Source organism: Streptomyces sp. NPDC045022 (genome assembly GCF_056432605.1).
The window spans coordinates 493,096-506,190 of record NZ_JBWKIR010000001.1 but is presented as its reverse complement, the minus strand read 5'-3'; the positions used below and the strand labels follow the sequence as shown (position 1 = coordinate 506,190).

The 13,095-nt window shown below is 72.5% G+C and carries 16 protein-coding genes and 1 pseudogene; 5 read left to right on the top strand and 12 right to left on the bottom strand.

The window, feature by feature from the left end; all coding sequences use genetic code 11:
* Positions 1–164: 164 nt before the first annotated feature.
* From AC07C1_RS02175 to AC07C1_RS02165, 3 genes and pseudogenes are all read right to left on the bottom strand, one after another.
* Positions 165–1,124: an SMP-30/gluconolactonase/LRE family protein gene (locus tag AC07C1_RS02175; protein ID WP_478936302.1), complete on the bottom strand. Its 960-nt coding sequence runs from the start codon at positions 1,122–1,124 to the stop codon at positions 165–167.
* Positions 1,125–1,206: 82 nt separating this feature from the next.
* Positions 1,207–1,494, bottom strand: a complete 288-nt coding sequence (locus AC07C1_RS02170) for an ArsR family transcriptional regulator (protein WP_478936301.1) — start codon at positions 1,492–1,494, stop codon at positions 1,207–1,209.
* A gap of 188 nt (positions 1,495–1,682) precedes the next feature.
* Positions 1,683–2,257, bottom strand: a pseudogene (locus AC07C1_RS02165) (glycosyl hydrolase 53 family protein); the annotation flags it as partial.
* A gap of 174 nt (positions 2,258–2,431) precedes the next feature.
* On the opposite strand from AC07C1_RS02165, the gene AC07C1_RS02160 reads away from it, so the two are divergent.
* Both AC07C1_RS02160 and AC07C1_RS02155 read left to right on the top strand, forming a co-directional pair.
* Positions 2,432–2,782, top strand: a complete 351-nt coding sequence (locus tag AC07C1_RS02160) for a VOC family protein (RefSeq protein ID WP_478936300.1) — start codon at positions 2,432–2,434, stop codon at positions 2,780–2,782.
* 74 nt (positions 2,783–2,856) lie between these two features.
* The gene (locus AC07C1_RS02155) at positions 2,857–3,255 is read left to right on the top strand and encodes a MarR family winged helix-turn-helix transcriptional regulator (RefSeq protein WP_478936299.1); all 399 of its coding nucleotides are present in this window, start codon (positions 2,857–2,859) and stop codon (positions 3,253–3,255) included.
* On the opposite strand, the gene pqqB is transcribed toward AC07C1_RS02155, so the two are convergent.
* From pqqB to AC07C1_RS02120, 7 genes are all read right to left on the bottom strand, one after another.
* Complete coding sequence (gene pqqB, locus AC07C1_RS02150; RefSeq protein ID WP_478936298.1) at positions 3,252–4,166, bottom strand: pyrroloquinoline quinone biosynthesis protein PqqB; 915 nt, start codon at positions 4,164–4,166, stop codon at positions 3,252–3,254. The genes AC07C1_RS02155 and pqqB overlap by 4 nt on opposite strands.
* A 559-nt stretch (positions 4,167–4,725) precedes the next feature.
* A complete protein-coding gene (locus tag AC07C1_RS02145) occupies positions 4,726–5,124 on the bottom strand; it encodes an SseB family protein (protein WP_478936297.1) in 399 nt (132 codons plus the stop codon).
* A gap of 278 nt (positions 5,125–5,402) precedes the next feature.
* A complete protein-coding gene (locus AC07C1_RS02140; RefSeq protein WP_478936295.1) occupies positions 5,403–5,534 on the bottom strand; it encodes a hypothetical protein in 132 nt (43 codons plus the stop codon).
* Positions 5,535–5,666: 132 nt separating this feature from the next.
* Positions 5,667–6,224 (bottom strand): cysteine hydrolase family protein, encoded by a 558-nt coding sequence (locus AC07C1_RS02135; protein ID WP_478936294.1) that lies wholly within the window; start codon positions 6,222–6,224, stop codon positions 5,667–5,669.
* Complete coding sequence (locus AC07C1_RS02130; RefSeq protein WP_478936293.1) at positions 6,221–7,726, bottom strand: purine-cytosine permease family protein; 1,506 nt, start codon at positions 7,724–7,726, stop codon at positions 6,221–6,223. The genes AC07C1_RS02135 and AC07C1_RS02130 overlap by 4 nt, the downstream gene beginning before the upstream one ends.
* Positions 7,727–7,848: 122 nt before the next feature.
* The gene (locus AC07C1_RS02125; RefSeq protein ID WP_478936292.1) at positions 7,849–8,166 is read right to left on the bottom strand and encodes a DUF2795 domain-containing protein; all 318 of its coding nucleotides are present in this window, start codon (positions 8,164–8,166) and stop codon (positions 7,849–7,851) included.
* A gap of 16 nt (positions 8,167–8,182) precedes the next feature.
* Positions 8,183–8,359, bottom strand: coding sequence for a hypothetical protein (locus AC07C1_RS02120; protein ID WP_478936291.1), 177 nt, complete (start codon positions 8,357–8,359; stop codon positions 8,183–8,185).
* 225 nt (positions 8,360–8,584) lie between these two features.
* Between AC07C1_RS02120 and AC07C1_RS02115 the strand changes: the two genes are divergently transcribed.
* Both AC07C1_RS02115 and AC07C1_RS02110 read left to right on the top strand, forming a co-directional pair.
* Complete coding sequence (locus AC07C1_RS02115) at positions 8,585–8,779, top strand: DUF2795 domain-containing protein (RefSeq protein ID WP_478936290.1); 195 nt, start codon at positions 8,585–8,587, stop codon at positions 8,777–8,779.
* Between the two features lie 436 nt (positions 8,780–9,215).
* On the top strand, positions 9,216–10,004 hold the full coding sequence (locus AC07C1_RS02110) for a CAP domain-containing protein (RefSeq protein ID WP_478936289.1): 789 nt from the start codon (positions 9,216–9,218) through the stop codon (positions 10,002–10,004).
* Here AC07C1_RS02110 and AC07C1_RS02105 read toward each other — a convergent pair.
* The gene (locus AC07C1_RS02105) at positions 9,971–10,345 is read right to left on the bottom strand and encodes a hypothetical protein (RefSeq protein ID WP_478936288.1); all 375 of its coding nucleotides are present in this window, start codon (positions 10,343–10,345) and stop codon (positions 9,971–9,973) included. The two genes, AC07C1_RS02110 and AC07C1_RS02105, sit on opposite strands and share 34 nt — an antisense overlap.
* Before the next feature lie 306 nt (positions 10,346–10,651).
* On the opposite strand from AC07C1_RS02105, the gene AC07C1_RS02100 reads away from it, so the two are divergent.
* Positions 10,652–11,725, top strand: a complete 1,074-nt coding sequence (locus tag AC07C1_RS02100; protein ID WP_478936287.1) for an NAD(+)/NADH kinase — start codon at positions 10,652–10,654, stop codon at positions 11,723–11,725.
* 344 nt (positions 11,726–12,069) lie between these two features.
* On the opposite strand, the gene AC07C1_RS02095 is transcribed toward AC07C1_RS02100, so the two are convergent.
* Entirely contained in the window at positions 12,070–12,957 is an 888-nt protein-coding gene (locus AC07C1_RS02095; protein WP_478936286.1) for a helix-turn-helix transcriptional regulator, read from the bottom strand.
* Between the last annotated feature and the right edge of the window lie 138 nt (positions 12,958–13,095).

Below are 13,095 nucleotides of genomic sequence, written 5' to 3'. Positions count from 1 at the left end.
GCGGCAGGACGGTGCCAGCCTCCTCAGGCGGGGCCTCGTGCGTGGATCACGGCGCCCGGCGTGCCAAATCGGCGACCTGACTGGCGGCGGCTCGCGCGCAGAGCGCGGCCCCGGCGCGTCGCATCGGTACCCCGCCTGTCGGGCCGCGGGGCCCGGTCTGCGGATCAGCCGGCGGTGGGCGGCGCGCAGACCGCGACGCCCGGTTCCCGGAGGCTGCCGAGGACCAGGTGTTCGCCGGCGGTGCAGACGCTGGTGACCATCCGGAAGCCGGAGCGGCGGCGGGTGAGGTGGTGGACGGTGCGGCCGTGGTCGTCGAGCGCCAGCACGCCGATCGTTCCGCCCGGCCGGAACGGCGCGTGGACGGCGGCCCGGGCGGCGGTGGCGCGGACGGCGGGCGGGGTGCGGTGCAGGACGTCCAGCGGGGGGACGCGAGGGGCGGCGAGGGCGACCCAGATCGGGCCGTCGGGACCCGCGCGCCACAGGTTGTCCGGCATGCCGGGGAGAGCTGCGAAGAGGTCGGTGTGTCCGGCGCGCGGGCCGGTGAGGTGGTAGCGGGTCAGCCGGCGGGCGCCGGTCTCGGCGATCACCAGGAAGGAACCGTCGGCGCCGACGGCCAGTCCGTTGGCGAACTGAAGCCCCTCCAGCAGGACTTCGGGTTCCCCGCTCTCCGGGGAGAGCCGGAGCAGCCGCCCGGTGCCGCTGTGTTCGACGATGTCGCCGATCCACTGGTCGAGCGGGTAACGGCGGCTGGAGACCGTGAAGAAGACGGTGCCGTCGGGCAGGGCGACGACATTGCTGCAGAAGCGGAGCCGCTCCCCCGCCACCGAGTCGGCGAGCACGCGGACGGTGCCGTCGTCGGGGCCGACGCGTAGCAGGCCGCGTTCCGCGTCGCACACCAACAGCCCGCCGTCCGGCAGCAGTTCGAGTCCCAGGGGGCGGCCGCCGGTCTCGGCCAGCACCTCCACCCGGGCCGTGAGCGGGTCGCCGAGGTGATGGACACGCAGGATGCGCCCGTCCTCCACTCCGGTCAGCACGCGCCCGTGCGCATCGGCCACCACGTCCTCGGGGCCGCGGGCGCCCAGGGAGACGTAGTGCAGCGGGACGAGTGCCGTGGGTCGGTCCATGTGCGGTGTCCTTCGCCGTCGGGTCGGCCCATCCTGGCACGTGAGCCGTCGGGCCGGCCCACGTCGACTGGTGACTCCGGTTTCACCAGCCCTTCTCGAACATCCGGGCCACCTCGGCGATGCGGATCTCGTCGCGCCGGTAGAAGGTGCGGCAGCGGATCCGCCGGGTGCGGAGCAGGCCGAGGCGAGTGAGGAGGTCCAGGTGGGCGAGGGCGGTCCGGCGGGGGACGCCGAGCTTGGCGGCAACGGCCCGGGCGGTGACGCCGGTCTCGGCGATGTCACGGTGGCGCGCGGCCGGGAAGTGGACCGCCGGGTCCTTGAGCCACTTCAGGATGGTCTGCCGTGTGCGGCCCGAGGGAGTTCCCATCATCCGTCCGCCCTCCATCCCGGCCCCTCGTACGCAGTCTGCCCACTGTGGCGCGGGCGACGCCGTCACGTCCGGAACTCGGTGGCCGTTGTCCGGTACCGAACGGCCGTGCGACCGGGGAATCCGGCCGCCGCCCCGGAAACACCGGCCGGGGCCCGGCCGCCCCTTACGGCCGGGCCCCGTCAGGGGGTTCAGCGGTGGCCGAACCACGTCATGGAGGAGAGCGCCTTGTCGTCGTAGCCGAACAGAGCCTGGTTCTCCCAGCCGTTGCCGGAGGAGGCGTCGGTGGGATCCCGGCCGTTGCCGGTGACGGCGGTCCAGGTCGCCTCCCAGTAGAAGACGCCGAGACCGCGGCCGTCAGGGACGGCCTCCACGATGCTCGCCACGTCGTTCATCCACTTGGTCCGGCCGGCCACGGTCGCCGGGTAGCCGGCGACGAGTTCGCCGGTGGTGTCGATCTGGTGGGTGAGCGAGTCGTCGCTGGCCAGGCGGAAGGGGTGGGCCGTCTCGGCGACGAACACCGGCTTGCCGTAGCGGGAGGCGGCGTCGTCCAGGGTGGTCTGGAAATCGGCGAGCGGGCCGTGCCAGTAGCCGTAGTACGAGAGCCCGCGTCGAACTTCACGCCGCCGGCGACCGCGTTGTCGAACCACCACTCGGTGCCGGCCTTGTCCCCGCCCTTGGTGAGATGCAGGGCGACCACCGTTGACGCGTTGACCGCCTTTACCGCCTTGTAGCCCGAGTTGATCAACCCGGCCAGCCGGCTCCAAGTTGTCCGTCGACCCCAGGCCGGGCTCGGCGAAGGCACGGCGAGTGCGGCCTCCACGACGACGGCCGCCGCGACCGGTCAGGATCGAAGAAGCCGCGGCGGGCCTCCCGGCCCTAGCGTGAGAGCACCGACGGGGAATCCGTCGGATCACGCAGCTCAGAAGGAGTGGGTCCCATGGCCACCGGCCTGCAGACGATCATCTACCCCGTCAAGGACCTGGCGAAGGCCAAGCCCTTGTTCACCGCCCTGCTGGGCGTCGAGCCGTACGCGGACGAGCCCTACTACGTCGGGTTCAAGGCCGCCGGGCAGGACGTCGGTCTCGACCCGAACGGGCACGCCAAGGGCATGACCGGGCCGGTGCCGTACTGGCATGTGACGGACCTCGAGGAGCGGCTCGCCGCCCTGCTGGAGGCGGGGGCCGAGCTGCTCCAGGACGCGCAGGACGTCGGCGGCGGCAGGCTCATCGCCTCGGTGAAGGACCCTGACGGCAACCTGGTGGGACTGCTCCAGGACACGGCGGCCTGAGGTTCGCGCGGCGACCGGCACAGCGCACTAGTTGCACACTCAACGATTGGCTGGATCGGTGCTACCGTGCGGGTATGGCAGTCAAGACGGCCGACGCCCGGCTCGAGGAACGGTGGCGGGGCATCCTCTCGGTGCACGCGCGCACGATGTGCGAGATCGACCGGGCGCTGCACCCGCACGGGCTCGGCGCCAGCGACTTCGAGGTGCTGGACATCCTGGCGTCCGAATCGCCCGGGGAGGGCGACCAGTGCCGGGTGCAGAACCTCGTCGGGCGGGTCCATCTCAGCCAGAGCGCGCTGTCCCGGCTGATCGGCCGGCTGGAGAAGGACGGACTGGTGGAGCGCTCGGTGTGCGCGGAGGACCGGCGCGGGGTGTGGGTCGCACTCACCCACAAGGGCCGCGAACTGCACACCGAGGTACTGCCGGTGCAGCGGGAGGTGCTCCAGCGCATGCTGACCGGGCAGGAGCGTTAGACCACCAGCTCGGCCCCGTCCGGCAGGACCTCGACACCTTCCTGGGCGACCCGCGCGCGTGCCGGTGAGGCGGGGTCGAGGAGCGGGTTCGTGTTGTTGAGGTGGGTGTAGATCCGGCGTACGCCGAGGTGGCGGGCGAGCGCGGCGAGGGTGCCGTCCGGGCCCGTGACCGGCGGATGCCCCAGGGCCGCCTGTCCGGCTCCGGCCCGCACCGCCGTGCCCCTCTCCTCGGCCGTGAAGAACGTGCCGTCCAGCAGCAGGCAGTCGGCCTCGGCGCACAGCTCGTCCAGGGCGGGGCTCCAGGCGCCGGCACAGGGCGCGTAGAGCAGCACTCCCCCGCTGGCCAGGTCCTCGATGCGGTACGCCGTCATCCAGGCACCCTCGGGCAGCGGTCCCTGGGCGGCCACGTACCCGGGGATCCTCGCTTCCACCGGATGAGCCGTGACGACCAGCCCGCCGGCCAGCACGAAACCGCCGTCGGCCAGGCTGTCCACCCACTCCCAGGGGGCGTAACGGTCCAGCGCGGCCCGTACCGGGGCCAGGACGGCGCGCACCGGCGGAGCCGCGTACACCTTCAGGCCCGCCGCCCCGCGCAGCTCGGTCAGGCCGGTGACATGACCGGCCTCGGCGTCGGTGAGCAGCACACCTCGCAACGGGGTGTCGCGGGGCCGGGGTCCGGGCCAGAGGGCCGGGGTGGCGGCGAGCTGGGTGCGCAGGTCGGGCGAGGCGTTCAGCAGCCACCAGTCGCGGCCGTTGCCGGTGACGGCGGCGCACTCCTGGGTCCGGGAGGGCAGCAGACCGCTCCGGGCGGCGGTGCACAGCTCGCAGGCGCAGTTCCACTGCGGGAAGCCGCCCCCGGCGGCGGTGCCCAGCAGGACGACCCTCACGACCATCGGCTCCTTCGCGCTCACCCGGATGTGTCTCCCGCTGGGATCTTCCCTGCGCGAAGGCGGGTGTTACCTCTCGGCGGGGCGCAGTTCCGGCCGACCTGGGTCCGGCTGCCGGTCCGCCGGCGCCAGGGCGGGATCGGGCCGACGCGCGGGCGGCCCGGCCGCGTTTCGGGGGCCGGCGGGTGAACTACGAGCCGATCGCCCACGGGCTGTGCCGCCGCCGCGACGCTCCGGCCCCCGGGCGGGCTCGCCGGCCCGCGCCTGGAGCAGGGGGACCTCACCGGTCCGGTGGCGCGGGCCAGGAGGCCGAGCGCCGACAGTTTCAGCCGGGCGCCGCCGGCGGAACCGGGTGTGCACAGGCTGGAGCCGCCTCCCGGAAGGCGGTGACCCACGACAGCGAGGTCAGCGCGTACAGCAGGAGGGCCGAAGCCGAGGAGTGCCCCGGCGAGCCAGGTCGCGAGCATGCCGATCAGCATCAGCGGGCCGAGCCGGGCCGCGCGCGGTCGATGCCGTCGTAGCCGCCGCGCGGGGTGGTGAGCCGGAGCGCTCGGCGCAGCACCCGCAAGGGCCCTTGGCGGGGTCAGCGGGCGAGCAGGGTGCGCACTCCCTGTGAGGTGAGTGTCAGCGCGTGGGCGGAGCTGCCGTCGATGGCGAGCGAGAGGTTCTCGTCGGGCCACTGCGAGGCGAGCGCGCCCAGCGGGATCAGGCGGTAGCGCGAGACGAACGGCAGCAGCTCGGCCATCTCGCCCTCCGTGGTGAAGACCGGGACGACCGAGTCGCCACCGGGTTGTTCCAGGACGGGCAGGGCCACCGTCGTGGCGTCGGCTCCCTCCCCGTCGATCGCGTCGTCCGGCACCGGCACGAGCACATCGGTGTGGGCGAGGGTGTCCAGGGCGGCCTGGTCGTCGGCGTTCACGGTCAGCGCGTCCAGCGCCTGCTGCGCCGGCGTCGGCAGGTCGTCGTGTGCGGGTGTCTCCATGGCAGATCCCCTGGTAGCGGCGGTCGTACGGGCTGTCCGGACGGGTTGCTGCCCGGGCGTGCTCCCGCCTCGCGTACCCGGTGGGGTCCGGGGCATGCGCGAGGATCGGCGGGAGCTCCGGTGGCGGGCCGGTGGAGACGGAGATGCCGAGGGTGACGGTGGATGGTGAAACCCGGCCGGCAGTGGGTGATCGCCGCCCACACGCCCCCCATGGTGCGGCCGAGCGCGGCGGCATGCCGGCACCACCCGGATTCCGCCGGGTCAGCCGAAGGTGTAGGTCAGCTGGTGGTGGCCGAGGGCGAGGAGGGTGCCGTCCACGAGCGCTCCACGCACACGAAGGCGTCGTGCTGCAGGACGAGTTCGGCGGCGAGAGTGCCGTCCTGCGTCTCGCGTACGCCCAGGGTCGGCACACCGGGGTACAGGCCCGGCCGAGCCGGTCGTCCAGCGGGCGGCCGTCGAAGAGGACGTAGGCGCCCTTGCCGGTGCGGGTGGTGATCAGGCCCTCCTCGGAGAGATCCGCTGGTGCTTGAGCGGGACGCCGGTCATGGCCCGGTCTCCGCGAGCAGGTCGGCGATGGTGGTGACCCGGATCAGCGGCCGGTACAGCTCCATGACCCGCAGCGCCCTGAGGTGGGAGTCGTCGTCCACGCCCGCGCAGGCGTCCGCCACGACCAGCACCTCCGTGCCGGCGTCGGCGGCGGCCAGGGCGGTGGACAGCACGCAGCAGTCGGTGCTGACGCCGGCCAGGACCAGGCGGTCGTCGGGACCGAGGCGGGCGGCGAGTTCCGGGGTCCACTTGCCGAAGGTGGTGGCTTCCACGACATGGCCGCCCAGGGCGGCGAAGTCGTCGGTCAGTTCCCAGAGTTCGTCGTCCGGGGGCCGGCGGGCGAAGGGCCACTGCGCGTAGTAGGCCTGCCAGGCGCCGGCCGGCTCCTCGGGGGCCACGAATCGGGTGAAGGTGACGCGGTCGGGGAAGGCCGGCAGGAGACTGCGTACACCCGCCGCCGCGTCGGCGTAGCGGGGCGTCGCCCACGGGCTGGCGGGGTCGGCGAAGACGTGTTGCATGTCGATCACGGCGAGGAGGCCGGGAGCGCCGGTCATACGCTGTACTCCCCCTCGTTCGGGGCGGTGCTCGGCGCCTGGTCCTCCTGTTCGCGCACCCGGCCCCGGCTCCCGAGCAGGGTGCCGGTGAAGGCGAGCGCGAGCGCGACCAGGACTCCGAGGTTGGCGTACGCCCACGCCCCGGTCTTTCCGCCGAGGCCGAAGGGCTCCAGGAGGTAGCCCTGCCAGGTCAGCCAGTCGGCGGCGGTGTTGGTGACCAGGCCCCAGCCGACGGCCGTGGCGGCCAGCGTGAGCGCCAGGGGCCACAGGGGAATGTCGCCGTAGCGGCCGTGCGGGCGGTACAGGTCGCCCTCGTCGTAGTCGCGGCGGCGCAGGGCCAGGTCGGCGAGCATGACCCCGCACCAGGCGGCGATGGGGACGCCGAGTGTGGTGAGGAAGCCCATGAACTGGCCGAGGAAGTCGCCGGCGAAGAACACGATGTAGACCGAGCCGGCGATCATCAGGACGCCGTCGAAGAACGCGGCCAGGTAGCGGGGCACCTTCAGGCCCGCCGAGAGCAGGGCCAGGCCGGAGGAGTAGATGTCGAGGACGGCGCCGCCGACCAGACCCAGGACCGCGACCACGGCGAACGGCAGCAGGAACCACGTGGGCAGGATCGTCGTCAGCGCGCCGATCGGGTCGGCCGCGATGGCCTTGCTCAGCTTCGGGGAGGAACCGGCCATCAGCAGGCCGAAGACCAGCAGGAGCAGCGGGGCCAGGGAGGCGCCGAAGGCGGTCCAGCCGATCACGCCCCGGCTGGACGAACTCCGGGGCAGATAGCGGGAGTAGTCGGCGGCGGCGTTGACCCAGCCGAGGCCGAAGCCGGTCATCATGAACACCAGCGCACCGATGAACTCCTGGGCGGAGCCCGCCGGGACGGCGCTGACCGTGCTCCAGTGGATGTGGTCGGCGACCAGACCGATGTAGACGAGGGTGAGCGCGCCCGTGATCAGGGTGATCCAGGTCTGCAGGCGCATGATCAGGTCGAAGCCCATGACTCCGCCGACCACGGTCAGCGCGGCCACCACCATGAGCGCGACCACCTTGGTCTCCGTGCCGCCGCCCCAGCCGAGCCGGCTGAAGACGGTCGCCGTCGCCAAGGTGGCGAGTGCGGTGAGGACGGTCTCCCAGCCGACGGTGAGCATCCAGGAGATCACGGACGGCAGCCGGTTGCCGCGCACTCCGTACGCGGCCCGGCTGAGCACCATGGTGGGCGCCGAGCCGCGTTTTCCGGCGACCGCGACGAAGCCGCACAGCAGGAACGAGACGACGATGCCGAGTACGCCTGCGACGAGGGCCTGCCAGAACGAGATGCCGAACCCGAACGCGAACGCGCCGTAACTCAGTCCGAGGACGGAGACGTTGGCCCCGAACCAGGGCCAGAACAGGGTCCTCGGCGTGCCCTTGCGGTCCGCGTCGCCGATCACGTCGAGCCCGTGGGTCTCCACCCGCATCGGGCGGCCGGGGGATCTGCTGTCGAGCGGGTCCTGCGGATACGTCATCGCCGAGCCACCTGCCCTACCTGTCCAGACGTGTTCGATCACGCTAGGTCGGGGGCGGCAGAGGGTCAAGGACGATCGGGGCGGTCGAGACGAGGCCTCGCGGGTGGCGCGACCGGCTCTGCTCAGCGGTCGAACTCCTCCTGGATCGAAGTCCTCGGCTCCTCCCTCAGGTGCTGGGCCACCCCGGGCTTGCCGCCGTGCCGCGCCCGCTCCGCCCGTTGAGCGCCGGTGTGGCCGAGATCCGGGTCCGGGTCCGCCGGGACCGACCGCGCCACCTCCTCACGGCCGGCGTACTCCTCGGCCGGGATGCCGCGCAGGGCCTCGACGACCTCTTCCGACGCACCCGCCGCACGCGCGGCCGCGACCAGCCGGCCCTTGTCCGCCGGATAGGTCACGTCCTTCACCGCGGCCAGCACCTCGGGGACGCTGGTGTGTGCCATGGCCGTGACGCCTCCCTCACTCCTCGCCTTGGCCGGTTCCCTTGTCCTTGTCCTTCTCCTGGTCCTGGTCCTGGTCCTGGACGGCGGTGTCCTCGCCCTCCGCCTGGGACGGGGTCGTACGCGGCGGCTGCTCCTCTTCCGCGGCGTCCGTCTCCGGCTCGCCCTCCGCCTGGGAGGGGGTGTACTCACTCATCGGGGCCTCCCTCAAACGTCCGTGCCTGTCCGGAAGCTCCCGGGTACCCGGCCGTTACCCGTCCGTACCGCGTCCCATGACCTGCCGGATCGCCTTTCGGATCAGCCGTCGGATCAGCCGTCGGAATCTGTGAATCCGCTTCCAGCGGGTGGGTACCTGACCGGTCCGGCGCAGCATGCGGCGCCGGCGCAAGGAGCATGCACCATCTCACCGCCTGGAGGAGTCATGGCGGGTATCAGCCCTCCTGAACTGCAGAAAGCCCTGTCCGGCGTGGAGTACCCGGCCGACTCGGACCAGCTCCGCAAGGTCGCCGAGAACAACCACGCGCCGAAGGAGATCACCGAGCGGATCTCGCACCTCGGGAAGAAGGAGTTCCAGAACCCGGCCGAGGTCAGCAAGGCCGTCTTCGGGAACGAGTGACCGAACGTGCGGCCCCGGACCGCGCGGCGGCCGAGCTGTCTAGCCCGGCCCTCGCGCGGTCCGTCCGCCGACAGGCGAGGGCACCGGGCCGCGTCCGAGGTGACATCCCTCACAGCGGCGTCGGCGACTAAGCGGGCCGCATAGTAGACACCGCCCCCGCGACATATGGGATTTGTCCGGCTTGCCGTGGGCGCGAGCCACGCTCCGTTCGATGGAGGGTCGACCGCCGGGCTGCTCTCCTCATCCGTCGCCGTACACGCGTTTCTGACGGGCCGACAGCATAGAGCAAACGTCGCGTACGCGAAGTCGGCATCTCTCGAGCCGCCTGGCAAGGGCCGCCCGGGTCTACGAAACGCGGTAGTAGAAAGGCACCTTTGCACTCACTGTGACGCCGTCCTGAGAATGAGCGCTCGGCGATCAGCAGTGAGGTTGACGTATGGGCCAGCACCGCAAAACCAAGCACTACCGGCGGATAGTCATCACCGCCGTCGCCATCGGAGCCGTGGGCGTACCGTCCGTCGCCCTGGCCTGTTCCGACTGGCCGTACGGCGCGGAAGACCCGTCGTACGCTCCCGTGACGAGCGCGCCCGTGGCGCAGTGGCAGCACATCCACAGGCATCACCACCGCAACGGCCACCACGTCGGCACACCGCAGACCACCGCGTCGCCCCAGCCCCGGGTCACCACTCATCCGAGTGCCGAGAAGAACGTCACGGTCCGCGCGCCCCAGAGGACCGCCGCACCCAGCGTGCCCCGGAAGACCGCCACTCCCACCACTCCGAGGGCCACCGCTCCCGCATCCGCCGCCCCTGCCGCGCCCAGCACCCCGAAGCCCACCGCCACGGCCTCCGGGATCGCCGCCGAGATCGTGCGACTCGTGAACGCCGAGCGGGCCAAGGCCGGTTGCCCGGCCCTGACTCTGAACTCGGAGCTGAGCAAGGCCGCGCAAGCCCACAGCGCGGACATGGCGGCCCACCAGAACATGTCGCACACCGGATCCGACGGGTCGTCCCCCGGCGATCGCATCACGCGTGCCGGCTACGAGTGGAGCAGATACGGGGAGAACGTCGCCTACGGTTACGCCACGGCGGACCAGGTCATGGCGGGCTGGATGTCCAGCCCGGGCCACCGGGCCAACATTCTCGACTGTGCGTTCAAGGAGATCGGCGTCGGTCTCGCGCAGCCCAACAGCTACTGGACCCAGGACTTCGGCACGGCCCGGTGAGCGGCGGCGGCCGGCTCCTCTGATCGGCGCACGGGACGGCGCCGCCGAACCGGACCGGAAAGCCGGGCCGGTTCGCGGCGGCGCACGGGGCCCGCGGGTTCCGGAAGGGTGCGGAACAGCAGCCAGCTCGACGCCGGCATCACGACCAGCGGGGCGAGGGCGGCCCGCAGGGACGTCGCGTCGGCGACGCGGCCGATGAGGGGACTCACCAGACCGCCGATGCCGACGGTCAGACCGAAGGTGATGCCACCGGCGGTGCCGATACGTGAGGACAGGTGGCCCTGGCCGAGCGTGACCTGCGGGGAGAACGGGACGTACAGCCCGGCGGAGGTCAGCGACACACACGGATACAGGGCGGGGCCGGGGGCGAACACGATGCCCGGTCAGGTGGGCGGCGCGGGCGTCAGGCGCCGTTCGGTTGCGTCTCCGATCCCGTGATCCGGTGACGGCGGCCCGAGTAGCCGTACGCACGTTCGCACGCGCCCCTACCCACGTACTCGCGTTCGCGCCCCCTCCAGTCCGGCCGCGCCCGGGCGGCGGGAATGCGCGCCCCCCGGCCGCGGCATCCGGCGGCGTGGCGCGCCCCGGGCCGGCCCGGTCCGCGGCGAGGATGGCGTTGGGTGCGGAGAGACGGCTGGGAGGCGGCTATGACGGTGAACCGTATCGGCCTGGTCGTGCACGGCGGACGCGCCGAGGCCGTGGACGCCGCGCGGGCCGTGCGCGAGTGGTGCGCCGAGCACGCCGTGGGGTGCACCGACATCGACGTGTGGCAGGAGGGCGGCCGGCACAGCGCCCGCGAGGAGGTCGAGGCGGCGGGCGATCCGGACCTCATCGTCACCCTCGGCGGCGACGGCACCTTCCTGCGCGGTGCCCGGCTGGCGGCCGAGCACGACGTCCTGGTGCTCGGCGTCGACCTGGGCCGGGTCGGCTTCCTGACGGAGGTCCCGGCCCCGGAGGTGCGCGCGGCGCTGGACGCGGTCCGGGAGGAGCGGATCACCGTCGAGAGCCGGATGCTCCTCACCATGCGGGCGTCGTGCCGGCTGGAGGTGCCCGCGCAGATGGAGGCGTTGCTGCGGTACGGCCGTGGTCCGCTGCTGCCGCCGCCGCGGGTGCGCACGGAGTGCGAGGCGGGCGGCGACTGGGGCGTCGCCCTGAACGTCATGGCGCTGAACGACGTCGTCCTGGAGAAGTTGGCCCGGGACCGGCAGGTGTCGGTCGGGGTCTATCTGGCCGGCCGGCTCCTCGCCTCCTACTCCGCCGACGCGCTGCTGGTCGCCACGCCGACGGGCTCCACCGCGTACAGCTTCGCCGCCGGCGGTCCGGTCGTCTCGCCCCGCGCGGAAGGCCTCGTCTTCACGCCGGTCGCCCCGCACATGGTGTTCAACCGCTCGGTCGTGGCCGCCCCGGACGAGCCCATCGCCCTGCGGGTGCTGGAACGGTCCGGTCAGGCGGCCGTCAGCATCGACGGCCAGCTGCGCGGTGTGCTGAGCCCCGGGGACTGGATCGGCGTGTACGCCGCTCCCCGCAGGCTCAAGGCGGTCCGGCTGGGCCCGACGGACTTCTACGGCCGGCTGCGTGAGCGGATGAACCTCACCGACGCGCCGGCCGCGCTCGCCGACGGGAGCGCCGCCCCGCTGTGGCCGGTGACCACTGCGCCGCCCGGCGACCTCACGCACCTCGCCCTGCCTCCGGCACCCGACGAGACGTCGTGGCGCTCCTGAGGCGTACGCGGCAGTGCCGGGCACGCCGGGTCTTGACCGCCGACCAGCGGACCCGGGGCCCTCACGAAAGGTTGTGCACGGTGACCGGATCGCCCAGACGCACCGTCCCGGGTCGAAGGACGTCCAGGTAGACGCCGAGGCAGGCCGGCCGCCGCAACTGCAGGACAGGCGCACGGTCTGCTCGGTGGTTCCGCCCGGGGCGCGCAGAAGCGGCAGGTTCGCCGATTCTCGTCCTGGATGGCCGCAGAACCCGTCCGCACCCTCGCCACTTGCACCGGCCGGCGTCGAGTTCGTCAACGTCGGTATGCAGCGCCGACTCGTCGGGAACTCCGTGGCGGGACAGGTCAGCCGGGTGCCTGCTGAGTGAGGGTGTCCGTTTCCTGAGTGGCGGCCCAGGAGGCGAGCAGGCGCAGGCCCTCTTCGGAGGGTGAGCCGGGTTCGGCGGCATAGACGGTGAGGGTGAGGCCGGGCTCGGCCGCCATCTCCAGGCCCTCGTAGGCCAGGATGAGTTCGCCGACTGCAGGGTGGTGGAAGCGCTTGGTTCCGGTGCCATGGTGGCGGACGTCATGGGCGCCCCAACGGGTTCGGAAGGCGTCGCTGCGGGTGGACAGCTCGCCGACAAGGTCGTGGAGGTCCTTGTCGTGGGGGTTGCGTCCGGCTTCGGTGCGCAGAATGGCAACGGCGACGTCGGCGGCCTGGTCCCAGTCGGGGTAGAAGCGGCGGGAGGCGGGGTCGAGGAAGTTGAAGCGGGCGAGGTTCGCCTGGTTGTGCGGGTTGGCATAGGCGTCCGCGTAGAAGGCGCGTGCGAGCGGGTTGGCGGCGAGCAGGTCCATGCGGCCGTTGCGGACGAAGGCCGGGCCGGCGGTGATGGCGTCCAGAGTCCACTGCAGGCTGCGATGCGCTCTCCACTGCCGGGTGGCGCGGCGGCGGGGCCGGGTGAGGGCGTCAGTGCCGTCGGCGGCCTGCGCCAAATGGAGCAGGTGGGCGCGTTCGGCGTCGTCGAGCTGAAGGGCACGGGCGACGGCTTCCAGGACAGGTGGGGAAACGCCGGCGAGGTTGCCGCGCTCCAGCTTGGCGTAGTACTCGACGCTCATGCCTGCAAGGGCCGCGACCTCGCTTCTGCGCAGGCCGGGCACACGCCGCCGGCCGCCGGCCGGCAGCCCGGCCTGCGCCGGGGTGATCTTGGCTCGCCGCGAGATGAGGAACTCGCGGACCTCTCGCTGGTTGTCCACACCTCGACGGTACGTCCGGCATGCCGCGGGAGGGATGTACTGCCAATACACCTCTTGACGGTGACTCGCTGCGCGGACGGAAGGCCGGTTACCTGGATGGTGTGGCGCTCCTTCCCTCCGCCTGAGCGAAGGGAAAGG